The following is a 22,849-nucleotide window of genomic DNA, read 5'->3' on the forward strand; positions in this document are numbered from 1 at the left end:
GGCGCGGGAATGACTGCCTATGTCGCGCTGATCCGCGCGGTGAATGTGTCGGGGACCGGCAAGCTTCCCAAGGATGATTTGAAAGCCATTGGCGAAGCGTGCGGCTTCGATAAGGTCCGCACTTTCATAAACAGCGGGAATTTGCTGTTCGCGAGCGATCTCGCGGAAGCCACGGTCCAGGAGCGGATCAAGGAAAGGCTCGTGGCCTATTTTGGCAAGCCGACTCCGGTTTTTGTCCGAAGTGCCCGGGAAATGGCCGAAGCTGGCAGGCAGAACCCCTTCAGCGACGACAAGCCCAGCCGGGTCATGGCGCACTTCATTGCTGAAAATTCCGCTCAATCGATGATCGACGAGGCGCGCGACGTTGTTGGCGAGCGGATGGCGCTCGGTCCCCGCCTTATCTATGTGAGCTATGGCGAAGGCATCGGCCAGTCGAAGCTCAAACTGCCGGCAGTGAAACAGGGGACAGCGCGGAACATGAACAGCGTGGCGAAGATCGCCGAGCTTCTGGCGGGGATGGAATGAACGAAGCGGAAGCCGCCAATCGCCTGATGCGCCTCGCCCGGCAGATCGCGCATCACGACAAGCTGTACCACGACCAGGACGCCCCGGAGATTTCCGACGCGGACTATGACGCGCTGGTCCGCGAAAATCGCGAACTGGAGGATCAATATCCGCACCTCGTCCGGGCGGATTCGCCGTCGAAGCGCCTTGGCGCCGCTCCCACCTCTGCGCTCGCCAAAGTCACCCACGCGCGGCAAATGCTCAGCCTCGACAATGCGTTCAGCGCGGACGAAGTGCACGAGTTCGTTGCAAGGGTTCGCAGGTTTCTGAACCTGCCCGCGACCGAACCGGTCGCGCTGACGGCAGAGCCAAAGATCGACGGCCTGTCCTGCTCGCTGCGTTACGAAAAAGGCGTGCTCGTCCTGGCGGCTACTCGCGGCGACGGATCGGTCGGCGAGGATGTGACGCCGAACGTCCGGACCATCGCCGACATTCCGCAGGTGATCAAAGGCGCGCCCGATGTGCTGGAGGTGCGCGGCGAAATCTATATGTCGAAGGCCGACTTCGCCGCCTTGAACGAGCGGCAGGAGGCATCGGGCGGCAAGATCTTCGCCAACCCTCGCAACGCTGCGGCCGGATCGCTTCGCCAGAAGGACGCAAGCGTCACCGCCGCCCGGCCGCTGCGCTTCCTTGCCCATGGCTGGGGCGAGATCAGCGAGCCGCTCGGCATGTTGCAGCTGCTGGCGATGAAGAAGATCGAAAGCTTCGGACTCCCCGTCAGCGATCTTCTGGTGCGCTGCGAGACAGTCGAGGAAGCACTGGCCCATTATTCGAAGATCGAGCATGCGCGGGCCGACCTGCCCTACGACATCGACGGCGTAGTCTATAAGGTCGGGCGCCTGGACTGGCAGGAGCGCCTCGGCCAGGTCGCGCGGAGCCCGCGCTGGGGCCTTGCTCACAAATTCCCCGCGGAAAAGGCCGAAACGACGCTGGAAGCGATCGATATCCAGGTCGGGCGGACCGGCAAGCTCACTCCGGTCGGGCGGCTGAAGCCGGTCGGCGTTGGCGGCGTCATCGTCAGCAATGTGACGCTTCACAACCGCGACGAGATCGCGCGGCTGGGGCTCCGGGTAGGGGACCGAGTGCGGATCCAGCGCGCCGGCGACGTCATCCCGCAGGTGGTCGAGAATTTGACCCGCGACGAGCCGCGCCAAGCCTATGTCTTTCCCGATCACTGCCCCGAGTGCCGGTCGGAAGCGGTCGCCGAGGAAGGCGAGGTCGATGTGCGCTGCACGGGCGGTCTCATCTGCCCGGCGCAGCGGATCGAGCGGCTTCGCCACTTCGTGTCGCGAGGTGCCATGGACATCGATGGGCTCGGCGAAAAGAGCATCGTCGAGTTCGTCGAGTTGGGCTGGCTGGAAGGACCTGCCGACATCTTCCGCCTGAAGGGTCATCGCGACCAACTGATCGGCCGCGAGGGCTGGCAGGCCAAGTCGGTCGATAATCTGTTCGATGCGATTCGGAACCGTGTCGGCTTCGATCCGGCACGCTTCCTGTTCGGGCTGGGCATCCGCCACATTGGGGCGGTGACCGCAAAGGATCTGATGAAAGCCTTCGGCACCATCGAGGAATTGGAGCGGGTCGCCCGAAGCGAGAATGCGATTTCCGAACTCTCATCGGTCGAAGGTGTCGGCGGCATCGTCGCCGAAGCCGTCGTCGACTTCTTCCACGAGCCGCATAACCGCGAGGAACTTGCCGAGTTGCTGCGGTTGGCAAGGCCCGCCGCCTTCGTCTCGACCGCACGCGAAACCGAATGGACCGGCAAGACCATCGTCTTCACCGGTAGCCTCGAAACCATGAGCCGCGATGAAGCCAAGGCGCAGGCCGAAAAGCTGGGCGCCCGCGCCGCCGGCTCCGTCAGCGCCAAGACAGATCTGGTTGTTGCCGGCCCCGGCGCGGGGTCGAAGCTCAAGAAGGCCGAGGAACTGGGCATCCGCGTGATCAACGAAGCCGAATGGGCGGAGATTGTGGCGAGTGCTTGAAACTTCTCGCGGCGCCTTTACTCCAAAGCCATGAACGACATTCTCCCGGTCATCGAAACGCTTGAAAACCGCTGGATGCGGGCATGGGCCGGCGGCGACGCGCGGACTTTGAAGGCGCTGACGTCGCGAAAATTCCGGATGGTCATCGGCACCAAGCCTTGTGCCATCCTGGACACGAAGAGCTGGCTGGAGGCCGCCAACACCAGCTTCGTCTGCAACGGCTATCGCTTCGGCGATCTCTACGCGCGCAACCTGGGAGGCGTCGCCGTCTTCGCGACGCAGCTCGACCTTCAGGCAAGCATTGACGGTCATGACTGGTCCGGCCGCATGTGGCTGACCGACATCTGGAAGAAGTCCGGCGTTCGCCGCAATTGGCGGATGGTCGAGCGCGTACTTTCACGGCTCGACGAAGATCCGAAGTTGCACAAGGCGATCCACTCGCTGCAGGCATGGCGGAGGCCGGCGCAGCGCCAGGCGCTCGCAGCGGCCCTTGGCGAGCAGTGACGTCGGAAAGCCTTCGCTTCGGTTCATTCCAGCTCGATCCCGGCGAGCGCCAGCTTCGGCAGGACGGCAAGCCGGTGGAGATCAACGGCCGCTATCTCGACGCTCTGACGCTGATGGTCCGCGAGCCTGGCAAGCTGATATCGAAGGACCGTTTCCTCGATGAAGTCTGGCGCGGCGTTCCGGTCACCGACGAAGCGCTGACCCAGTGCATCAAGACGCTTCGAAAGCAGCTCGGCGACGATGCAGCGCAGCCCCGCTTCATCGAGACCATTCCAAAGCATGGCTACCGCTTCATTGCCGCGGTGGACGGCGGCACGGCAACGCCGTCGCAGGAACAGGCCAATGAACGCTCGCAAGAAGTTGCGATCCTGGGTGCGGGCGGGACGATCGGCGGCGGGTTGGCCGGTCTCATCGGCGGCCTCGTCTATGGCTTCGCCGGTGCGTCCCAGCCGCTCCAGCCCGGCGTGGGCGCCGTGTCCGTGCTGCTCGTGCTCGTTTGCGTGACGGTGTTGATGGCCTTGCTCGGCGGGGCCGGTGTCGGCTTCGGTATCGCTATCGCCGGAAAAGGGCGTGCCGGCTATTGGCAGGTCATCGGCGGCGCGCTTGGCGGTCTTGCCATCGGCGCTGTCACCAAGTTGCTGGGCCTCGACGCGTTCAACCTGCTGCTCGGCCGTTCGCCGGGGGACATTACCGGTGCCGCCGAGGGGTTGTTGCTCGGCGCTGCCGTTGGAGTCGGCGCTTGGCTGGCCGGACCGGCGACCGGTCTCAGGCGTTCGGCCGCCATTGCCGGTGCAATCGGCGGCGCGGCGGGCGTGTCGATCGTCCTGCTCGGCGGGCGATTGATGGGCGGAAGCCTTCAGCTGCTCTCGGAGCAATTTCCCAATTCCCGCCTGAGGCTCGATCAGCTGGGCGCATTGTTCGGCGAAGATGGGTTCGGGCAGATCAGCCAGGTCGTCACCGGCGGATTGGAGGGCGCGCTGTTTGCCGCCTGCGTCGTCGGCGCGATGAAACTGGCGCGTAGAGTACTCGACCGAAGCTAGGAAGCCGCTTCCAGCACCAGGACGCACCATTCGCCCGACCCGCGCTCGACCAGCGTCATGCCCTCAGCCACGTAGGATTTGATGACCGCATCTGCCTGCGTATCGAGCAGTCCGGCCAGGACCAGCATCGCACCAGGCGTGACGCTCCTCGCAAAGTCCGGCGCAAGCTCGATCAACGGCCCGGCGAGGATGTTGGCGATCAGCAGGTCATATGGTGCTCGCGCTGCAATCAGCGGGTGATCCATGCCGTCGGCGACGGCCAGCAAAAGCTCGCCCGGTCCGTGGCCGAGCTTCACGCCGTTGATTGCCGCATTCTCCTCGGTGACCTTTACCGCGATGTCGTCGATGTCGGTCGCGATCGACTTGGCCCGTGGCCAAAGCGCCATCGCCGCGAAGGCAAGCAATCCGGTGCCGGTGCCGATGTCGGCGACGTTGTGGAACAGCTTGCCCGCGACCTGCAGCCGATCGAGCGCCGCGAGGCAGCCGGCTGTCGTGTCATGCTGGCCGGTCCCAAAGGCGAGGCCGGCGTCGATTTCGAAATTGACGGTGTCTGCCGGCCGGTCGGCATAATGCATGGGCGTATGGACGAAGAAGCGGCCGGCGCGGATCGGTCCGAGGCCCTGCTGGCTCATCGTCACCCAATCGGTCGTGTCCTCAAGATGTTCGACCTCGGGCTCGCCATTCGCGGCGAGGCGACGGAGCAGCACCAGCTCCTGGGTCGTCGGCTGCTCGGCGAAATAGGCATGGATCCGCCAGTCGTCCGGCTCATGTGGGTCCGGCTCGTCGGCGACGATGACTGGCGGTTCCTCGGCATGCACGAACAGGTCGGCGGATTCGGGCAGCGCCTCGGCTTCGGCGCGGGTGCAGCGAAGCGTTACGCGCCAGCTCATCTAGCTGTTTCCTTGGCCAGTCGTGCGTCGAGGTTGGCCGTCAGCTTCGCGGCATAGTTTCGGCAACCCTCCGGATCGAACAGAGGCTGCTCGCCGGTCATCCGTTCCTTCATCGCGCTGGCCGACGGGTGGGGAGTCAGCAATATCTCGCACGGACTTTCGGCGATCTTGGCGATCGAAGCGCGGTACGCCGCGAGATAGTCCGGATGCTCTGAAAATTTATAATCGTCGCGGCTGATCGGTGACAGGCTGTCGGCATAGACCATCGTCCGGCAGACGGCGCCTTCGCAACTCTCCCAGCGCCAGCTCAAGGCGCCGGGCGTGTGCCCCGGCGTGGTCATTGCAAAGACACGGATGTTGCCGATCAGCACGTCCCCGCCGTCTCCGATCACCCGGCCGACCTGTGCGGCGGGAAACGGCTTGTGCATTTCGGACTGCGGATCGTCCGCGCTCGGCAAGCCGGTGTTGAGGACTTTTTCCGCCCCCGCGGATGTCACCAGGGTCGCGCCGGTCATCTGCTGAAGCCGGGCAATCCCGCCGACATGGTCGAGATGCTCATGGCTGGTAAGCAGATATTTGATGTCCCCCATTCGGAAGCCCAGCCGGCCGATATTCTCGGCGATTACTTCGGCGCCTGCCTCGGTGCCTCCATCGATCAGCACATGTCCGTCTTCGCCCGCGATCAGGATCGCGGAAATGCCGCAGGTGCCGACGAGGTAGGTGTTGGCATGGATGCGGACAGGGGGTGCGGGCTGGTCCCAGTCGGTCGAATCCCCGCAGACCTTGGCCCATAACGGTCCGGATTCCTCGATCGGCGCTCTCGGTCGCTCGATTTGGCGCGGCGCCTTGCCGAGCGGGATCGACAGTTGCGCTGCGCCGGCTCCCGACATCAGGATCGCCGCGAAGGCCAGTCTAGCGAACATAGCTGGCTCCGTTGAGGTCGATGACAGAGCCCGTCGATGCGGCGGGTGCCTGGGTCGCCAACCAGCGAATCGCCTCGGCAACCTCAGTCGTGCTGGTTACCCGGCCAAGCGGTATGTCCGCGAGGATCTGCGCGCCGCCGCGGCCGGTCAGATATTCTTCGGTCATTTCCGATACGGTGAATCCCGGTGCAACGGCGAATACGAGAATATTCTCACCAGCGTAGGCGCGGGCGATGGTCTTGGTCATTCCGATCATGCCTGCCTTGGACGCAGCATAATGCCAGTGATTGGGGCTGTCGCCACGGTAAGCCGCCCGGCTTGCCACGTTAACGATCCGGCCGCCCGCGCTTGCTTCACGAAAGTGATTGATCGCCAGCCGGCAGAGAGACGCCGTGGCCTGCAGGTTCACCTGCAGGGTTCGCCCCCAGGCAGCGTCCCACTCCTCGTCGCTCGCATCGACGGCGACGCCTTCGAAGATGCCCGCATTGTTGACCAATGCGTCGATCCTGCCGTCGAGTTGATCCAGCGCCTTTTCCCAGATCCGGCGTGGCACTGCAGGATCGGCAAGGTCGCCGGCGATTAAGCCATCTCCACCACGGGTCGAATGGCCTGCAATATTATGGCCGGATGCGTTGAGCAGCTCGAGGGTGGCGGCACCGATGCCGCGGCTGGCGCCGGTCAGGAGGATGTTCATGGAGTGGCGTTAGCGAAACGCCGGACCAACGTCATCCGTCATTGCGAGCGAAGCGAAGCAATCCAGGTTGGATTGCCGCGTCGCTACCGCTCCTCGCAATGACGATTAGGCAGCCAGATGCGCGACGAATTCCTTCGTCTTGCGGGTGAAGTCCCCGATCTGCTGGCTGAACTTCCCAAAACCCTGTTCGACCTGGTCGATATCCTTGGCGACCTGTTCGGTGTCGGATCGGATGGCGGCGATGGTCGAGCTCATTGAGTCGGCGGCGAGCGCGGTCTCGTCGACCGCGGCGGTGATCATGGTCACCGTCTGGGCCTGGATCTCCATCGCTGCACGGATGCGGTTGGCCGAAGCCTCCACTTCCTCGACCGTCGTGCTGATCGAGCCATTGGCCTCGACCGTCTGCTTGGTCGCCTGCTGGATGGCGGTGATCTTGTTGGTGATGTCGTCGGTCGCCCGCGCCGTCTGGGCGGCGAGGCTCTTCACTTCCTGGGCGACGACCGCGAAGCCGCGGCCGGCGTCACCGGCCCGGGCTGCCTCGATGGTTGCGTTCAATGCCAGCAGGTTGGTCTGACCGGCAATGTCGCGGATGAGGCCGAGGATCGATTCGATCGCCTCGACATGACCCGACAAGGCATGGCTGACCTTGACCGCGGCTTCGGCCTGGTCGCCGGCCTTGGTGGCGACACCGGCGGCAACTTCGACCTCGGTCCGTGCATCCTCGATGGCGCGAATGAGGCCAGCAGCGGTCTGGGCCGCTTCCCGCATCGCCACCGCCGACTGCTCGGCCGCCGCCGCAACTTCGCTGGTCTTGCCCAGCATGCCGCGCGCGGACGTAGCGGTAGCGCGGGTGCGATCCGTCAGTTCGCTCGACTGCGTGCCGCTGGCGGTAACCAGCTCGGCCACGCGACGTTCGAACTCCTCGCTTTGGCGGCCCCGGGCTTCGGCTGCCTCATTGGCTTCGAGCAAAGCGACCTGGGCAAGAATGATGTCGGTTTCAAAGCTGGTAAGGCGCTGAAGGGCGGTAACCAGCTTGCATAGCCTGAGCTGGTCGCCGGCGAACTTCTCGAACAGCCGGGCGATGATGTCGCTGATCAGCCTGTCGCGCGTTGCAATATATTGGGGGACCGATTGCTTCTCGCGGTAGAGGCGCTGCCCGAAGTCGGCGACATTCTGGACCCAGGCCGCATCGACCTTGGCCGTATAATGACGCTCGACCACCGCCATCGCGGCATCGCCGAAATGCGCCCGCGCGCATTCGCGAATGATCTCGCTCGCATCTTCCCAGAGCCCATGAAGGTCGCGCTCAAGCGCGCCGTCGGCATTATACGCAACAAGTCGGTTCTTCACTTGGGTATCCGTCAATGGCTGCAACGCGGTCATGGGCTTGGGCCCTCCCGGTGTTAAGCTGCGAAGGTTGAAACAAACTCGCTGGTAGCGGAGCGGAAGTCGGCGATTCTGGACGAGAAGCGTCCAAAACCCTGTTCGACCTGGTCGATATCCTTGGCGACCTGTTCGGTATCGGAACGGATGGCGGCGATGGTCGAGCTCATTGAGTCGGCGGCGAGCGCGGTTTCATCGACGGCGGCGGTGATCATGGTCACCGTCTGGGCCTGGATCTCCATCGCTGCACGGATGCGGTTGGCCGAAGCCTCCACTTCCTCGACCGTCGTGCTGATCGAGCCATTGGCCTCGACCGTCTGCTTGGTCGCCTGCTGGATGGCGGTGATCTTGTTGGTGATGTCATCGGTCGCCCGCGCCGTCTGGGCGGCGAGGCTCTTCACTTCCTGGGCGACGACCGCGAAGCCGCGGCCTGCATCGCCGGCACGGGCAGCTTCAATGGTCGCGTTGAGAGCCAGCAGGTTGGTCTGACCGGCGATGTCGCGGATGAGGCCGAGGATCGATTCGATCGCCTCGACATGACCCGACAAGGCATGGCTGACCTTGACCGCGGCTTCGGCCTGGTCGCCGGCCTTGGTCGCGACACCGGCAGCAACTTCGACCTCGGTTCGTGCATCCTCGATGGCGCGAATGAGGCCGGCGGCGGTCTGGGCCGCTTCCCGCATCGCCACCGCCGACTGCTCGGCCGCCGCCGCAACTTCGCTCGTCTTGCCCAGCATGCCGCGCGCGGCGGTGCTGCTCTGCGCCGCCTGGCCACGAAGCTGTTCGCTTTCGGCGGTGCAGTCGTTGACGACCCCCATGACACGGCCATTGAACGCGCCGGCCTGGCGCTGCTGGACCTGTTCGCTTTCCTTGCGGGTGACGACGATACCGTGGTGGATGAAGCAATCGATCTCGATCGCCTGGATTTCCGACAATGCGCGGGCGAGCCTCACAATCTCTCGCTCGTCCGTTAGCTTCGATCGAAGCGCCGCATAGGCCGCTTCGGTTTCAGCATTCAATCCGGCGAGGAGCGTCGAAAGCGACAGCCCGGCTTCAAGCGCCTTGGCAACGAATTCATAGGCCTGGCGAGGCCATTCCGGCTGGTCGAGGCGATCGAACTTGTCGTTGATGTAGGGAACGATCCGCTTCGACAATTGCTCGATCTTTGCGTCATCGAACTTGTCCTTGACCTCGGGAGAGCGCGCATAGCGGCGCCAGAATTCGCGGGCGAGCACGATGGCATCGTCGCCGATCAGTTTCCAAAGCTCTCTGGAGCGCTCGGGGAGATCGCCACTGGTGTCGTACAGCTTGAGGCTGCCCACCAGATCATATTCGCCGCTCGACGTTCCCTGCACCATATTCGCCATTGGACTTTTCAAACCCCAGAAATCAGTCTGCTCTCTAGGGCCGCTATGGGGCTGCAATGGTTAAGGTCGGGTTAGTTCTCGCCGAACTTGCGCGACGGCGATCTGCTCCCTAGGGGAACCAAGCCCTTTCAACAGGCGGTTCGAGGACCAATGAGCACCAAGCCCCAGCGACCGTTGTCGCCGCATCTTACGATCTGGAAATGGGGACCGCACATGACGGTCTCGATCCTTCACCGCATCACGGGAACCGGTTTGACCGTTGCCGGACTGGCGGTCCTTGCCTGGTGGCTCGCGGCCTTGGCTGCTGGCGATGCAGCCTATGCGCAGTTCAGCGCGGTGGCCCGGCATTGGACTGGAATGATCGTGCTGGTCGGCCTGACCTGGGCCTTCTGGCAGCACCTCTTCTCCGGCCTTCGCCATCTCGTTCTCGACACTGGGGCAGGCTATGAGCTTCGGGTCAATCGATTCTGGTCAGTGATGACGCTGGTCTTTTCGCTGTTCGCGACGGCGTTGACCTGGTTTTACTTGATGGGAGTCGGTCGATGAGCCGGGGCGAAAGCGCTACACCGCTGGCACGGGTCCGCGGCCTTGGATCGGCGCATCACGGCGGCCATCACTGGCTCGAGGAACGCTTCACCAGCGTCTCCCTCGTGCTTCTGTCGTTCTGGCTGCTTTTCTCGCTGGTCATGCTTCCCGCATTGGATCGCGGAACCGTAAACGAGTGGCTCGGCTCGGCATGGGGCGCCGTACCGATGGCGCTGTTCGTGATCACCGCCTTCAAGCATGGTCTCGACGGCCTGAAGGTTGTGGTCGACGATTATGTCCATGAGGATGGAACGCGTGTCGGCATCCACTTCTTCCTGACGATGGCCGCCATTGCCGGCGCCGCCGTCAGCCTGTTCGCACTCGCCAAGATCGCATTCGGAGCCAATTGATCCATGACCGCCTACAAGATCATCGACCATGTCTATGACGTCGTGGTGGTGGGCGCCGGCGGATCGGGCCTGCGCGCCACCATGGGTGCCGCGGAGAAGGGCCTCAAGACCGCCTGCGTGACCAAAGTCTTCCCGACCCGAAGCCACACGGTCGCCGCCCAGGGCGGCATCGCCGCTTCGCTCGGCAATATGGGTCCGGATCACTGGACCTGGCACATGTACGATACGGTCAAGGGCTCCGACTGGCTCGGCGACCAGGACGCGATCGAATATCTGTGCCGTGAGGCTCCGGCGGCAGTCTACGAGCTGGAACATGCCGGCATGCCATTCAGCCGGACGAACGAGGGCAAGATCTATCAGCGCCCGTTCGGCGGCATGATGCAGAATATGGGCGAGGGTCCGCCCGCGCAGCGCACCTGCGCCGCCGCCGACCGCACCGGCCACGCCATGCTTCACACGCTCTATCAGCAGAGCCTGAAGTATGACGCCGACTTCTTCATAGAATATTTCGCGCTCGACCTGATCATGGAGGACGGCGTCTGCCGCGGCCTAGTCGCCCTGTGCCTCGACGACGGCTCGATCCACCGCTTCCGCGCGCAGGCAGTAGTGCTTGCTACCGGCGGCTACGGCCGCGCCTATTTCTCGGCCACGTCGGCACACACCTGCACCGGCGATGGCAATGCCATGGTGCTTCGCGCCGGCCTGCCGCTGCAGGACATGGAGTTCGTCCAGTTCCACCCGACGGGCATCTATGGCGTCGGCGTGCTGATCACCGAAGGCGCGCGCGGCGAGGGCGGTTACCTCACCAATAGCGAGGGCGAGCGTTTTATGGAGCGCTATGCGCCAAGCGCGAAGGACCTCGCCAGCCGCGACGTCGTGTCGCGCTCAATGGCGATGGAAATCCGCGAAGGACGCGGTGTCGGTGAGCATAAGGACCATATTTTCCTTCATCTCGACCATATCGACCCCAAGATCCTGCACGAGCGGCTGCCCGGCATCACCGAGACCGGCAAGATCTTCGCCGGCGTCGACCTGACGCGCCAGCCGCTGCCGGTGGTTCCGACGGTCCACTACAATATGGGCGGTATCCCGACCAATTATCACGGCGAAGTCGTCACCTTGAAGGACGGCAATCCGGACAGCGTGGTCCCCGGTCTGTTCGCGGTCGGCGAGGCGGCCTGCGTCTCGGTCCACGGCGCAAACCGCCTCGGCTCCAACAGCCTCATCGACCTGGTCGTGTTCGGGCGCGCAGCCGGCCTCCGCCTTGCCGAGGTGATCAAGCCCGGCGCCGCCCAGCCGCTCCTCAAGAAGGAAGCGTCGGAACTGGCGCTGTCGCGGCTCGACAAGTTCCGCCACGCAGAGGGCTCGCTGCCCACCGCCAAGGTCCGCGACGAGATGCAGCGGACGATGCAGGCCGACTGCGCCGTCTTCCGCACCGAGCGGACGCTGGCCGAAGGCGTCGCGAAGATCGATGCCATCTACAAGAAGATGGCCGACGTCCATGTCTCCGACCGCAGCCTCATCTGGAACAGCGACCTTATCGAGACGCTGGAACTGGACAATCTCATCAGCCAGGCGGTCGTCACCATGCACTGCGCCGCCAACCGCAAGGAAAGCCGCGGCGCGCACATGCACGAGGACTTCCCCGAGCGCGACGACAAGAACTGGATGAAGCACACCGCGGCCTGGTTCGACGGCTGGGGCGGCCAGGGCGGCGGCGTGAAGATCGATTACCGCCCGGTGCACGCCTACACGCTCACGGACGACATCGACTACATCAAGCCCAAGGCGCGGGTTTACTAAGCCCACAGCCCTAGGCCGCAGTCGTCTGGCGGTTCATCGAACGGCCCTTGCCGCCGATCCTGAATGCATGGCTCTTCTCCGAGAGAGGGGGCAAGCATGCGCAAAGCAATCTTCGCAGCGTTCTTCATTTCGGCTGCCTGTGCCGCGCCTTCCGCCGGCACGTCGGCAAATGCTTACCACCTCATTCCCGGCTCAGTCCCGATGGACAAGGGGCCGGACGGCAACAGCATTTTCCTGGATGCGCCCGAAGGCCTGATCGTGATCGATACCGGGCGTCATCCCGCTCATGGAGAGAAGCTGCTCGTCTATGCAAGCGAGCGCGGGAAGCCGATCGCGGCGATCGTTAATACCCATTGGCACCTCGATCACACGACCGGCAATTACGATATCCGGCAGGTCTATCCGCAGGTCAGGGTTTACGCGACGGACGCGATTGAAGGCGCGCTGGCCGGCTTTCTCAATCGCAATCGCGAGCAGGCCGACAAGATGCTGGCCGATCCAAAGACTCCGGACGCGCGCAAGGCGGAAATTCTTCGCGCCCGATCGGTGATCGACAATCCCGATCGGTTGCGGCCGACCATTTCGGTCACGTCCAGCGGTCCGATGCGGATCGCGGGCCGCAGGCTCGAAGTCCATGTCGCGCCATTCGCGGCGACAGAGGCCGACCTTTGGATCTATGACCCCAAGGCGCGCTTGGCGATCGTCGGCGACCTGGTGGTCGACATCGTGCCCTTCATGGACACCGCTTGCGCCGACGGATGGAAGCAGGCGCTCAAGGATGTGGCCGCGACGCCGTTCGTGACGTTGATACCGGGGCACGGCGCCTCGATGGACCGATCGGCATTTCTCCAGTGGAAATCGGCGTTCGAGAACTTTGTCGACTGCGGCCGGTCGGAAAGGGCGAAGGAAGAGTGCGTTGCCGGATGGAAACGCGATGCCGCTCCGTTCATCGATGCAGCGCATGCCGGCTACGTCGAGGAGGCCGCTGCCTACTATATCGACACGCGGCTCCGCTCGTCGCCCGAGGGGCAGCAGAAATATTGTAGGCCGTTGCGCGCTTGAGGCTATGCGGAATGACAACGGGCAGCTAAGCCCCAATCCCGCTTATGACTGATCCAAAACCCCCCAAGCGGATTTTCCCGGAAGCCAAGGTCGATGCTCGCGCCGCGGAGCATGTGCCGTCATCGCCGCAGACCGAGAGCGAGGCCTATAAGCTCGCCTTCCAGGATAACGACTTCCTCCTCCGTCCCGATCTTCGGCCGGTTCGCTTCCAGCTTGAGCTGTTGAAGCCCGAGCTGCTGATGAACGAGGCGAAAATCGCTTCGACTTTCGTTTTCTACGGCTCCGCGCGCGTGCCGGAGCCGGAAAAGGCCCAGGCTTTGCTTGAAGCTGCGCGGTCCGATTGGGACCGCAAGGTTGCCGAGCGGTTGATCGCCAAGTCGAAATATTATGACGAGGCGCGGAAGCTGGCCCAGCGGGTCAGCCGCTTTCCCGTGGACGAGGACGGCTCGCGTCACTTCGTGGTCTGCTCGGGCGGCGGTCCGTCGTTCATGGAGGCGGCCAATCGCGGCGCCTGCGACGAGGGCAAGGAATCCATCGGTCTCAACATCGTGCTTCCGCACGAGCAACTGCCCAACGGCTATGTCACGCCGGATTTGAGCTTCCAGTTCCACTATTTCGCGCTGAGGAAGATGCACTTCCTGCTGCGCGCACGGGCGGTCGCGGTTTTCCCCGGCGGGTTCGGCACGTTCGACGAAATGTTCGAGCTTCTGACCCTAATCCAGACAGGCAAGGTAAGGCCGCTGCCGATCCTGCTGTTCGGCCGGGAGTTTTGGGAACGGGTTGTCGATTTCCCGGGACTGGCCGAAGAGGGCGTAATCAGCCCGCACGATCTCGACCTGTTTACCTGGTGCGAAACGGCCGAAGAGGCATGGGACGCCGTCTGCCGCCACTATGAGGTGTGCTAGGGGCAGATAGAGAAAGGGCGGCTCCAGGGCCGCCCTATTCAAATAAAATCTGGTTGAAAGCTTACTCGGCCGGCTTGGCCGCCGCTTCGTTGCCTGCGGCAGGAGCTTCGGCCGCGGCTTCGCCTTCCGCCGGAGCGGCGGCACTGTCGCCAGCAGCAGGCGCAACGGCCTCCGCCGGAGCGGCCGGTAGCGGCCGCGGAGCGTCGCTCTGCGCGTTGAGATAAGCGATGATGTTGGCGCGATCCTCAGGCTTGCTGAGGCCAGCGAAGGTCATCTTGGTGCCGGGCGCAAACTTCTTGGGGTTGGCTAGCCATTCGGAAAGGTTCGCCCAATCCCAATTGCCGCCCTTGCCTGCAAGCGCATCGGAGAAGGCGAAGGCATGGCCCTTGCCCACGGGTTCGCCGAGGATGCCCCAAAGGTTCGGGCCAAGCGCGTTTGACCCGCCCTTGTCGGCGTTGTGGCAAGCAGCGCACTTCTTGAACACGTCCTGGCCCTTCGCAACGTCGGCGGAGGCGAGATAGAATTCGATCGGCTTTTCGGCCTCGGCGCCGGCTTCGCCCTCGGCTTCCACGCCTTCGATCGGAAAGCCCATCTTCTCGGGGCGCTCCGCATGGAAAAGCTCTCCGGTTACGATCGAGGCGCCAAGCGCGATGATGCCGGCAAAGAGCACCCAGCCAGCAATGGTATTGTTGCGATCGATCATGAAACCCCGTGCGGCCGTGCCGAAGATGATTGGAATTTGCCGGGGTCTTTAAGGCCCAGTCTTCTTTACTTCAAGCCGTCGAGCCACGCTTCGAGCAAGGTGCGCGCGATGGCCCATGGCGGAGGTGCCTGAAAGGAGGCGCCGGGGCGCTGTTCGACAGCATCGATTACCTCCTGCCGTGTGAACCAACGGGCATCGTCCAACTCGTTGGTATCGACTGTCAGCGAATCATCGATCGCAACGGCGTGGGCACCGATCATCAGGCTGCTCGGGAAGGGCCAGGGCTGGCTTGAGAGATAGCGGACCTCCCTGACGTCGATGCCCGCTTCTTCTTTCAGCTCGCGGGCAACCGCGGCCTCCATCGATTCACCGGGTTCGACAAAGCCGGCCAGCGCCGAGTAGCGCCCCGGCGGATAATGAGGCTGGCGGCCCAGCAATAGTCGCCCGTCATGCTCCGCAAGCATGATCACCACGGGATCGACCCGGGGATAATGTTCGGCGCCGCACGACCCGCAGGCGCGCGACCAGCCGCCGCGATTGGGCTCGGTGACCTGGCCACATACGGAGCAATGACCATGGCGCCGGTGCCAGTTGGCCAGGCTAAGGGCGGCGGCGAAGGTCGGCGCTTCGGCGGCGTCGACCATGGCAAGCAATTGGAAGTGCGCGCGGGCGTCCACTGCAGCGCTTCCGTCGGGCAGGTGGGAGAAGCGAGGCGCCTCGCCGTCCAGGCCGAGGAACAGGGGAGGGTCGCCCGTAACGGCTTGCCAGACCAATTGGCCGGCTTCGCCGATCGCCGGGGCCCCATTCTCCCATGCAAGTTGCCGCGCCGCTGGAAGGCGGGCGAGTTGGCGGACGGCATCGGGGGCGCTCCGCAAATGGTCGGCACGGTCCAGGCCCGGACCGGAGAAAAAGGGTTCAGGCGGCAAGGGCTTCCTTTCGCGACAGCATTGCCTGTACGGCCTTGGCGTAAAGTGTCGGCAGGCCTGCCTCGTTCATTCGGTCGATGGGCTGCCACCAACCTTCGGCCAACGGCTCTGCCTTGCTGACGATATGGAGGTCGAGCGTAAAATGGGTGAAGCCGTGACTGATCGTCGCGGCTGCCGGCTGCGGTGGAGATTCCTCTCCCCATTCGGGCCCCGGAAGCGCAGCCATGCCGCCCAGCAGGCCCTTGGCCGGCCTCCGCACCAGCCAGACAGCCCCGTCGCGTTCGATCCACCAGGCTAGGCCGTGGCGATGGGGGCGGGCGGCCTTGACCTTGGGCGCCGGGAATCGTTCCGGCGAGCCGGTGGCCCAGGCCTGGCATTCGGACGATAGCGGACAGTTGGGGCAATCAGGCTGCTTCGGACGGCAAATCGTCGCGCCCAGATCCATCATCGCCTGGGCATAATCGCCGGCTCGATCGGGCGGTGTCATGCCCTCCGCGAGCACGCGGATGTCAGCGCGGGCCTCGACGAGGGGGCGATCGATACCGTGGTAACGGGCAATCACCCGCGCTACATTGGTGTCGATTACGGTTGCCTGCTCGCCAAAGGCGATCGCCGCGATCGCCGCGGCGGTATATTCGCCGAGCCCCGGCAGCGATCGCAATTCCGACTCAGTTTGCGGAAATCCGCCGCGCCGGACGACTTCGCGGGCGCAGGCGATCAGGTTGCGGGCCCGGGCGTAATAGCCGAGCCCGGCCCATTCCGAGAGGATCGCCTCGTCCTCGGCGGCGGCAAGCCCCTCGATCGTCGGCCAGCGCTGGATAAAGCGCCGGAAACGCGGTTTTACGGTTGCGACGGTGGTTTGCTGAAGCATGACCTCGCTAAGCCACACGACATAGGGATCGGGTGGCGGAGAGCCTGGCGGACGGCGCCAGGGCAGTGCCCTGGCATTGGCGTCATAATGAGCGAGCAGCCGCGTCGCGGGTTGCAGTTTGTCGATGAGCTGCGTTGCAGCACTGGCGGGCATGAAATGGCTATGGCATGGTCGACCCAAATGGCGAAGCCCCTGCGTCCCGAATCCAAAGAAGAAGCGCCCCGTCGCGGCCATGCGCGTGCGTGCGGCGATCTGGTTGGCGATATCGCGGGGACGAGCTTCAAGCGCTTTGGCTTCGTCCAGGGCGCGGTAGTCAGCCGCTGGCCCGAAATCGTTGGCGAACGCTACGCCAAGGTTTCAACTCCGGAATCGATCCGATTTCCTCAGGGAAAGAAGGCCGGCGGCACGCTGACCCTGGCCGTCGAAGGCGCGCATGCGCCGCTGATGCAGCATCTTGGCCCGCTGATCATCGAGAGGGTCAATCGCTTCTTCGGTTATGAAGCGGTCGCCAAGCTGGTGTTCCGCCAGGGCCGCATCCTGAAGGCGGAGCCGGGGCCAGCGCGTCCTGTCGCGGCGGAAGTCCCGAAGGAATTGGGCGAGGGCCTGCGCCAGATCGCCGATCCGGAGCTTCGGGCATGCCTTGAATCGCTTGCGTCGAAGCTGGCCGGTTCGCGCGGCGCCCCCGCGATCGACAATTTATCAACCACCTCGATTCCCATCATTCGGAGCAAATGACCCCCATGCGAATCACTTACCTGTTCCTCGCCTCCGCGGCGCTGCTCGCGACTGCCTGCAACGCCGAAAAGAGCGCATCCAATTCCAGCGGGCCCGAAGTCACGGCCGCGCCCGTCCCGGCACCGAACAATGGCGACTGGTCGACCGTCGTCACCAAGTCGGCCGAGGGCGGCTTCGTCATGGGCAATCCCAATGCCAAGGTGAAGCTGGTCGAGTTCGGATCGATGACCTGCCCGCACTGCGCGGAATTCGAAGAGCAGGGCGGCAAGGCCCTGATCGACAATTACGTCAAGAAGGGCCTGGTCAGCTGGGAATTCCGCAATTTCGTCCGCGACCCGTTCGACATGGCGGCGACGCTGCTCGCGCGCTGCGGCGGGGAAGCCAATTTCTTCGGCATGACCCGGACCATGTTCCATGACCAGAAGACCTGGATCGGAAAGCTGCAGACCGCCGACCAGGCGACCCTGCAGGGCCTTCAGACCATGCCTCCGGGTCAGCAATTCTCGACCATCGCCGATCTTGCGGGCCTGAAGACCTTCGCGGCGCAGCGCGGCGTTCCGCGCGCCAAGGCCGATCAGTGCCTGGCAAATGAAACCGAAGCCAACCAGCTGGTCCAGATGAACAGCGACGCTGTGTCGACCTATTCGATCCCCGGAACGCCGTCCTTCCTGATCAACGGGACCCTGGCCGAGCAGACGTCGAACTGGGCGATCCTGGAGCCCAAGCTGAAGGAAGCTCTGGGCAGCTAATGAAGGCGAGGGGGCCGACAATTTGCGTTTCCGCCGGCTGAAACTCAGCGGCTTTAAGAGCTTCGTCGAACCGGCCGAACTGAGGATCGAGCCGGGGCTGACGGGGGTCGTCGGTCCCAACGGCTGCGGCAAGTCCAACCTGCTGGAAGCCATTCGCTGGGTGATGGGCGAAGGTTCCCCCAAGTCGCTTCGTGGCGGCGGGATGGAGGATGTGATCTTCGCCGGCACCGCGACGCGGCCGGCGCGCGATTTCGCCGAGGTTTCGCTGCTGATCGAGCGGTCGGCGGCGGAAGCAGACAATGACAGTTTGGGCGAGAGCGAGGTCACCCGGCGCATAGAGCGCGGAGCCGGTTCGGCCTATCGGATCGACGGCCGCGACGTCCGGCAGAAGGATGTGGCGCTGCTGTTCGCTGACGCGGCGACCGGAGCACATTCGCCTGCGCTCGTTAGTCAGGGCAGGATCGGCGCTGTTATTTCAGCGAAGCCGGTCGAGCGGCGCATGATGCTTGAAGAGGCGGCGGGGATCTCCGGCCTCCATGCCCGGCGCAAGGATGCGGAGCAGAAGCTGCGCGCGACCGAGGCCAACCTCCAGCGCCTCGACGAAATGCTGACGGAGCAGGAGGCGCGGGCTTCCGCATTGCGGCGCCAGGCCCGGGCCGCGGAACGCTATCGCGCACTGACCGACAAGATCCGGTTGGCTGAAGGTAAGCTGATCTACGCTCGCTGGGCCGATGCGGATCGGGCCGCGAGTGATGCGGCGGACGAAGCAAAGGCGTGCGAAGGCGAGGTTGCCCGGCTCCAGCAGGCGATGCAGGCCGCCCAATCGCTTCAGGAACAGGCCGCCGCGGCACTGGCGGAACGGCGCGATGCGGCGATTGCAGCGCGGGATGCAGGCCGCACCCTCGCCCATGAGCTGGCAACGGCACGGGCCAAGCGCGACACGGTGGTGCGGAGGCTGGCCGAGCTGGATCGCCTGGCGCAGGCATTGTCGGCGGAAACGGCACGCGAAGTCGCGTTGAAGGCTGACGCGGCCAAGGCAATCGAGACCTTGGACGCCGAGCGGCGGGCGATCGAGGAGCGGCTCGCCGACGCGGAAACCATCGCCGCGCGGATTGCCACCGAACTGACGCAGGCTGAAACAGTTTCGCGTGAGGCAGAAGCGGCGCTGGCCGCCGTGCTGGCCCGCGAAGCGGCGATGCGGGCCGAGCGGCGCGTGGCCGAGGCGGCGCTTGAAGCGGCGCAGGCGCAAGCATCGCGCGTCACGGCAGAAAGCGAGCGATTGGGCCAGCAGCTGGCCTCGATCGGCGACGGCGCGAGTGAAAAGGTGCAGATCGAGCAGGCCAAGCAGGCCGTCGACGATGCGGCGCGGCAACTGGCCGAAGCGGAAGCTACCTTGGCCAATGCCGAGCAAAGTCGGGCCGAAGCTGCGATGGCGCGGGACGAAGCGGAAAGCGGCCTCGCCGCAGCGCGCGCGGCGCTTAGCGCTGCCAAGGCAGAGCGGGATGCGCTGGCCCGGGCGCTCGACCATGGTGGTGGCGCTGCCCTCGCAGAATTGAAGGCCGCACCCGGATATGAGCGAGCGCTGGCGGCGGCGCTTGGTGAAGACATTGAGGCTGTGCTCGGCAGCGAAGGGCCGCGCCGGTGGCAGGGCAGCGAGGCCCAAACCGCCGATCCGGCATTGGCTGCTGGACTTGAGCGGCTGCTCGATCATGTGGATGCGCCGAAGGCGCTGCATCGCAGGCTTGCGCAAGTTGGCGTGGCCGAGGCCGATACCGGCCAGCTGCTGGCGGTCGGCCAGCGGCTGGTGACCCGCGATGGCGTGATGCGGCGCTGGGACGGTTTCGTCAGTGTAGGGGGAGGGGCCGCGGCAGCGGAACGCCTGCTCCGCGCCAATCGGCTTTCGGAAATCGACCGGCAGCTGCCGGGCCTCGAGAAAGCGGTTGAAGTTGCGCATGCGGCGCGAGACCAGGCCGTGTCGGATGTCGAGCAGCACCGCAAAACCGCCGAAACCGCCCGCGCGGCGGCAGCGATGGCGGAGCGGAACGGGCGCGATGCGACCCGTGCCGGGGACGCTGCAAGTGCCGCTCTGGATCGGCTCGATGCGCAGAGGGCCGGACTGGAGGAGCGCAGGGCCGATCTGACGCCGCTGGCCGAAGCTGCGCAGGAAGCGGTGGATGTCGCGCGGCGCAATCTGGCGGCGCTGCCGGATCCCGATGCGCTGCAGGCTGAAGTAATTGCCGCGCGATCGGCGGCGTCCGCTGCTGGCGAGGCGGTCGCCGACTGCCGTGCCCGCTCCGCGACCCGGGCACGCGAAACGGCTGCCGATCGTGAGCGCCATGCCGCCGCTGGACGGGAATCCGGCGAATGGCGCACTCGCAGCCTGCAGGCCGAGCAAAGGCTGGCCGAAACCGCCGCCCGCGCCATGGCGATGGAGGAGGAGCAGGAGGAACTGGTTGATGAGCCCGCCCGCCATTCCGCCGACATCGAACGGATTGAGAAATCGTCAGGCGAAAGCGAGGCCGAGATCGCCCGTACCGCCGAGGCAGAGCGTAATGCACAGGAAGCCGTTGCTGTGGCCGGTCGAGCGCTTGCCGAAGCCGGCGAGTCCTTCGCCGCCGCTCGCGAAGCCCGGGCCGGCGCCAGCGCGCGGTCGGAGGCTCAGATCGCCCGACGCCAGGAATATGCGGGCATCTGCGGCGAAAAGTTCGAATGCCCGCCGCCGCTGCTGCCTGAAAAACTAGGCTTCAATTCCGACGCGCTGGGCGATCCTGAGGTCGAGCGCGAAAATCTTGAACGACTGACAGCCGAGCGCGAACGGATCGGGCCGGTCAATCTTGTTGCCGAACAGGAGCTCTCTGAACTCGACACCAGTCGCGAAGCCAATGTCGCCGAGAAGGATGAGCTAACCCAGGCGATTCACCGGCTGCGCGGCTCGATCGGCAGTTTGAACCGTGAAGGCCGGGTGCGGCTGCTCGACGCGTTCGAGAAGGTGAACACCCACTTCAAGAGCCTGTTCACGACCCTGTTCGACGGCGGCCAAGCCCACCTTGAACTGGTCGAAAGCGACGACCCGTTGGAGGCAGGCCTTGATATCATGGCCCAGCCGCCCGGCAAGCGGCTGCAGTCGCTCACACTGCTTTCGGGCGGCGAGCAGGCGCTGACTGCCGTCGCGCTGATCTTTGGCCTGTTCCTGACCAACCCCGCGCCGATCTGCGTGCTCGACGAGGTCGATGCGCCGCTCGACGATGCGAACGTCGACCGCTTCTGCGACCTGCTCGACCGGATGAGCGGCGAAACTGATACCCGCTACCTGATCGTCACGCACAATGCAGTGACGATGAGCCGGATGCACCGGCTTTACGGCGTGACAATGATCGAGCGCGGCGTAAGCCGGCTGGTCAGTGTCGACCTGGGCGGTGCCGAGGAGCTATTGGCGGCGGAGTGAACCGCCCTTTCACCCCGCCATACCCACCGAGGCCGGAGAAGCCGGTTGCAACCTGGCGCGGCTTTTTCGGGGAGCGGGCAAGGACTTCGGTTTACGGCTGGTCGCAGCGCGCCTTTGAGATCGGCTACCTGAAGCGCAACATCCTTGGATTTCGGGTCCACATCCTGCTCGACCCGAACCTCATCCAGCATGTGCTGCTCGACAATGCCGCAAACTACGCCAAGCCCGACATCGTCAAGACACTGCTCGATCCGATCATCGGCCGAGGGCTACTGACTGCCGACGCCCAGCTTTGGCGTGAGCAGCGGCGGATTGTTGCGGCAAGCTTCTCGCCCGCGGCAGTGGAAGCGCAACGCGGGACCTTCGTCGAAGCGGCCGCTCGCGCGATGGAAGGCTGGTCCGACGGGCAGCTTCTCGACATGGCCGCAGAATCGACGCGAACGACGATGACGATCATCGCGCTTGCCCTGTTCGGCGGCGACCCGCGGCTGATTTCGAACGAGTCCATGGCCCAGATTGCAGCGGCGATCGAAGGCTTTTCCGAAGCGCGGATGCTGGCGCTGTTCCGCCTGCCGCAGATTCCAGTGACACCAAAGGGCAGGGCAGGGAAGCGCGGCCAAATCTACTTGCGCAAAACGTTGGCCGAGGTCGTCGATGATCGTTGGCATGGCCGCATCAAGGGCGATTTCCTGACCGGGATGATCGATGCGCTGCGAAAGCAGTTTTCGGAACAAGAGGCCCGAGCGCTCAGCATCGACAATGCCGCCACTTTCTATCTCGCCGGCCATGAAACGACGGCTAATGCGCTGAGCTGGACCCTGTTCCTGCTCGCCGCCCAGCCGGATTTGCAAGAAGAACTCGCACTCGAGGCGCAAGCGGCGCTGTCGAAAGGCGCCGACGTGGCCGAGCGGGTGCCCCGATTGCGGCTCTTCCTGAGTGAGTCGCTTCGACTCTATCCGCCCGTGCCGCGCTTCGACCGGCAGGCGGTCGGCCACGACAAGCTAGGCGAGGAGGAAGTAGAGCCCGGCGACGTCCTTTCGATCTGGCCCTGGATTCTCCACCGCCACCGCAAGCTGTGGGATGATCCCGACGCCTTCGATATCGAGCGCTTCGCCGAGAAGCGTGGTCGGCATCGCTTCCAATATCTGCCGTTTGGCGCGGGTCCGCGAACCTGCGTCGGGGCACAGTTCGCTACAACCGAGGCGCTGACCATCCTCGCGCATTGGCTCGGCAAATGGCGCTTCGTCGACATCGGCCATCCCGCCGAGGCTGCGGGAATGGTGACCCTACGTCCCAAGGGCGGGTTGCCGCTGAAGCTGGAAGCTCGTCGATAGACAATTTCGTTACGCCCTAGATTCGCTATTGCGA

At 64.5% G+C, this 22,849-nt stretch carries 21 protein-coding genes; 13 read left to right on the forward strand and 8 right to left on the reverse strand.

Features of this window, described 5'->3' with window-relative positions; all coding sequences use genetic code 11:
• Nucleotides 1–9: 9 nt before the first annotated feature.
• Genes LZ496_RS10475 through LZ496_RS10490 form a run of 4 tightly spaced genes read left to right on the forward strand, consistent with a single transcriptional unit; the run spans nucleotide 10 to nucleotide 4,090 of the window.
• Nucleotides 10–525, forward strand: coding sequence for a DUF1697 domain-containing protein (locus LZ496_RS10475; protein WP_249904625.1), 516 nt, complete (start codon nucleotides 10–12; stop codon nucleotides 523–525).
• Nucleotides 522–2,546, forward strand: coding sequence for an NAD-dependent DNA ligase LigA (ligA, locus tag LZ496_RS10480; RefSeq protein WP_249904626.1), 2,025 nt, complete (start codon nucleotides 522–524; stop codon nucleotides 2,544–2,546). Before LZ496_RS10475 ends, ligA begins: the two co-directional genes overlap by 4 nt.
• Before the next feature lie 30 nt (nucleotides 2,547–2,576).
• Nucleotides 2,577–3,050: a nuclear transport factor 2 family protein gene (locus LZ496_RS10485; RefSeq protein ID WP_249904627.1), complete on the forward strand. Its 474-nt coding sequence runs from the start codon at nucleotides 2,577–2,579 to the stop codon at nucleotides 3,048–3,050.
• Nucleotides 2,996–4,090, forward strand: coding sequence for a winged helix-turn-helix domain-containing protein (locus tag LZ496_RS10490; protein ID WP_249904628.1), 1,095 nt, complete (start codon nucleotides 2,996–2,998; stop codon nucleotides 4,088–4,090). The genes LZ496_RS10485 and LZ496_RS10490 overlap by 55 nt, the downstream gene beginning before the upstream one ends.
• On the opposite strand, the gene LZ496_RS10495 is transcribed toward LZ496_RS10490, so the two are convergent.
• The 5 genes from LZ496_RS10495 to LZ496_RS10515 form a co-directional block, all read right to left on the reverse strand.
• Nucleotides 4,087–4,980 (reverse strand): 50S ribosomal protein L11 methyltransferase, encoded by an 894-nt coding sequence (locus tag LZ496_RS10495; protein WP_249904630.1) that lies wholly within the window; start codon nucleotides 4,978–4,980, stop codon nucleotides 4,087–4,089. The genes LZ496_RS10490 and LZ496_RS10495 overlap by 4 nt on opposite strands.
• Nucleotides 4,977–5,903 (reverse strand): subclass B3 metallo-beta-lactamase, encoded by a 927-nt coding sequence (bla, locus tag LZ496_RS10500; protein WP_249904631.1) that lies wholly within the window; start codon nucleotides 5,901–5,903, stop codon nucleotides 4,977–4,979. The genes LZ496_RS10495 and bla overlap by 4 nt, the downstream gene beginning before the upstream one ends.
• Nucleotides 5,893–6,597, reverse strand: a complete 705-nt coding sequence (locus LZ496_RS10505) for an SDR family NAD(P)-dependent oxidoreductase (protein WP_249904632.1) — start codon at nucleotides 6,595–6,597, stop codon at nucleotides 5,893–5,895. The genes bla and LZ496_RS10505 overlap by 11 nt, the downstream gene beginning before the upstream one ends.
• Before the next feature lie 105 nt (nucleotides 6,598–6,702).
• Nucleotides 6,703–7,980, reverse strand: coding sequence for a methyl-accepting chemotaxis protein (locus tag LZ496_RS14075; RefSeq protein ID WP_436286468.1), 1,278 nt, complete (start codon nucleotides 7,978–7,980; stop codon nucleotides 6,703–6,705).
• 20 nt (nucleotides 7,981–8,000) lie between these two features.
• Nucleotides 8,001–9,338 carry a methyl-accepting chemotaxis protein gene (locus LZ496_RS10515; protein ID WP_436286475.1) on the reverse strand — a complete coding sequence of 446 codons (1,338 nt, stop codon included), beginning with the start codon at nucleotides 9,336–9,338 and terminating at the stop codon, nucleotides 8,001–8,003.
• Between the two features lie 159 nt (nucleotides 9,339–9,497).
• Here LZ496_RS10515 and sdhC point away from each other — a divergent pair, with 159 nt between their 5' ends.
• The 5 genes from sdhC to LZ496_RS10540 all read left to right on the forward strand — a co-directional run bounded on the left by sdhC (nucleotide 9,498) and on the right by LZ496_RS10540 (nucleotide 14,052).
• Complete coding sequence (sdhC, locus tag LZ496_RS10520) at nucleotides 9,498–9,893, forward strand: succinate dehydrogenase, cytochrome b556 subunit (protein WP_249904635.1); 396 nt, start codon at nucleotides 9,498–9,500, stop codon at nucleotides 9,891–9,893.
• Nucleotides 9,890–10,282 (forward strand): succinate dehydrogenase, hydrophobic membrane anchor protein, encoded by a 393-nt coding sequence (gene sdhD / locus LZ496_RS10525; protein ID WP_249904636.1) that lies wholly within the window; start codon nucleotides 9,890–9,892, stop codon nucleotides 10,280–10,282. Before sdhC ends, sdhD begins: the two co-directional genes overlap by 4 nt.
• A gap of 3 nt (nucleotides 10,283–10,285) precedes the next feature.
• Nucleotides 10,286–12,085, forward strand: a complete 1,800-nt coding sequence (gene sdhA, locus LZ496_RS10530; RefSeq protein ID WP_249904637.1) for a succinate dehydrogenase flavoprotein subunit — start codon at nucleotides 10,286–10,288, stop codon at nucleotides 12,083–12,085.
• 96 nt (nucleotides 12,086–12,181) lie between these two features.
• Nucleotides 12,182–13,147: an MBL fold metallo-hydrolase gene (locus LZ496_RS10535; protein WP_249904638.1), complete on the forward strand. Its 966-nt coding sequence runs from the start codon at nucleotides 12,182–12,184 to the stop codon at nucleotides 13,145–13,147.
• Nucleotides 13,148–13,191: 44 nt separating this feature from the next.
• Complete coding sequence (locus LZ496_RS10540) at nucleotides 13,192–14,052, forward strand: LOG family protein (RefSeq protein WP_249904639.1); 861 nt, start codon at nucleotides 13,192–13,194, stop codon at nucleotides 14,050–14,052.
• Between the two features lie 61 nt (nucleotides 14,053–14,113).
• Here LZ496_RS10540 and LZ496_RS10545 read toward each other — a convergent pair whose 3' ends face one another.
• The 3 genes from LZ496_RS10545 to LZ496_RS10555 all read right to left on the reverse strand — a co-directional run bounded on the left by LZ496_RS10545 (nucleotide 14,114) and on the right by LZ496_RS10555 (nucleotide 16,705).
• Nucleotides 14,114–14,755 carry a c-type cytochrome gene (locus tag LZ496_RS10545; RefSeq protein WP_249904640.1) on the reverse strand — a complete coding sequence of 214 codons (642 nt, stop codon included), beginning with the start codon at nucleotides 14,753–14,755 and terminating at the stop codon, nucleotides 14,114–14,116.
• A 65-nt stretch (nucleotides 14,756–14,820) separates the two neighbouring features.
• Entirely contained in the window at nucleotides 14,821–15,681 is an 861-nt protein-coding gene (gene nudC, locus LZ496_RS10550; RefSeq protein WP_249904641.1) for an NAD(+) diphosphatase, read from the reverse strand.
• Complete coding sequence (locus tag LZ496_RS10555; RefSeq protein WP_249904642.1) at nucleotides 15,671–16,705, reverse strand: A/G-specific adenine glycosylase; 1,035 nt, start codon at nucleotides 16,703–16,705, stop codon at nucleotides 15,671–15,673. Before LZ496_RS10555 ends, nudC begins: the two co-directional genes overlap by 11 nt.
• A gap of 27 nt (nucleotides 16,706–16,732) precedes the next feature.
• Here LZ496_RS10555 and LZ496_RS10560 point away from each other — a divergent pair, with 27 nt between their 5' ends.
• From LZ496_RS10560 to LZ496_RS10575, 4 genes are read left to right on the forward strand one after another with little or no spacing between them, the layout of a single operon-like run.
• Nucleotides 16,733–17,287 (forward strand): DUF721 domain-containing protein, encoded by a 555-nt coding sequence (locus tag LZ496_RS10560; protein WP_249904643.1) that lies wholly within the window; start codon nucleotides 16,733–16,735, stop codon nucleotides 17,285–17,287.
• A 5-nt stretch (nucleotides 17,288–17,292) separates the two neighbouring features.
• A complete protein-coding gene (locus LZ496_RS10565; protein WP_249904644.1) occupies nucleotides 17,293–18,036 on the forward strand; it encodes a thioredoxin domain-containing protein in 744 nt (247 codons plus the stop codon).
• 22 nt (nucleotides 18,037–18,058) lie between these two features.
• Entirely contained in the window at nucleotides 18,059–21,481 is a 3,423-nt protein-coding gene (gene smc, locus LZ496_RS10570) for a chromosome segregation protein SMC (RefSeq protein ID WP_249904645.1), read from the forward strand.
• A complete protein-coding gene (locus LZ496_RS10575) occupies nucleotides 21,478–22,815 on the forward strand; it encodes a cytochrome P450 (protein WP_249904646.1) in 1,338 nt (445 codons plus the stop codon). Before smc ends, LZ496_RS10575 begins: the two co-directional genes overlap by 4 nt.
• Nucleotides 22,816–22,849 lie beyond the last annotated feature (34 nt).

It is taken from the genome of Sphingomonas caseinilytica, from assembly GCF_023516455.1.
Lineage (GTDB): Bacteria > Pseudomonadota > Alphaproteobacteria > Sphingomonadales > Sphingomonadaceae > Sphingomicrobium > Sphingomicrobium caseinilyticum.

Bases quoted from the DNA above. Each gene is read 5' to 3' on its own strand.
- LZ496_RS10475 (WP_249904625.1), top strand. From the start codon at position 10: ATGACTGCCTATGTCGCGCTGATCCGCGCGGTGAATGTGTCGGGGACC.
- ligA (WP_249904626.1), top strand. From the start codon at position 522: ATGAACGAAGCGGAAGCCGCCAATCGCCTGATGCGCCTCGCCCGGCAG.
- LZ496_RS10485 (WP_249904627.1), top strand. From the start codon at position 2,577: ATGAACGACATTCTCCCGGTCATCGAAACGCTTGAAAACCGCTGGATG.
- LZ496_RS10490 (WP_249904628.1), top strand. From the start codon at position 2,996: ATGGCGGAGGCCGGCGCAGCGCCAGGCGCTCGCAGCGGCCCTTGGCGA.
- LZ496_RS10495 (WP_249904630.1), bottom strand. From the start codon at position 4,980: ATGAGCTGGCGCGTAACGCTTCGCTGCACCCGCGCCGAAGCCGAGGCG.
- bla (WP_249904631.1), bottom strand. From the start codon at position 5,903: ATGTTCGCTAGACTGGCCTTCGCGGCGATCCTGATGTCGGGAGCCGGC.
- LZ496_RS10505 (WP_249904632.1), bottom strand. From the start codon at position 6,597: ATGAACATCCTCCTGACCGGCGCCAGCCGCGGCATCGGTGCCGCCACC.
- LZ496_RS14075 (WP_436286468.1), bottom strand. From the start codon at position 7,980: ATGACCGCGTTGCAGCCATTGACGGATACCCAAGTGAAGAACCGACTT.
- LZ496_RS10515 (WP_436286475.1), bottom strand. From the start codon at position 9,338: ATGGTGCAGGGAACGTCGAGCGGCGAATATGATCTGGTGGGCAGCCTC.
- sdhC (WP_249904635.1), top strand. From the start codon at position 9,498: ATGAGCACCAAGCCCCAGCGACCGTTGTCGCCGCATCTTACGATCTGG.
- sdhD (WP_249904636.1), top strand. From the start codon at position 9,890: ATGAGCCGGGGCGAAAGCGCTACACCGCTGGCACGGGTCCGCGGCCTT.
- sdhA (WP_249904637.1), top strand. From the start codon at position 10,286: ATGACCGCCTACAAGATCATCGACCATGTCTATGACGTCGTGGTGGTG.
- LZ496_RS10535 (WP_249904638.1), top strand. From the start codon at position 12,182: ATGCGCAAAGCAATCTTCGCAGCGTTCTTCATTTCGGCTGCCTGTGCC.
- LZ496_RS10540 (WP_249904639.1), top strand. From the start codon at position 13,192: ATGACTGATCCAAAACCCCCCAAGCGGATTTTCCCGGAAGCCAAGGTC.
- LZ496_RS10545 (WP_249904640.1), bottom strand. From the start codon at position 14,755: ATGATCGATCGCAACAATACCATTGCTGGCTGGGTGCTCTTTGCCGGC.
- LZ496_RS10555 (WP_249904642.1), bottom strand. From the start codon at position 16,705: ATGCCCGCCAGTGCTGCAACGCAGCTCATCGACAAACTGCAACCCGCG.
- LZ496_RS10560 (WP_249904643.1), top strand. From the start codon at position 16,733: ATGGCGAAGCCCCTGCGTCCCGAATCCAAAGAAGAAGCGCCCCGTCGC.
- LZ496_RS10565 (WP_249904644.1), top strand. From the start codon at position 17,293: ATGCGAATCACTTACCTGTTCCTCGCCTCCGCGGCGCTGCTCGCGACT.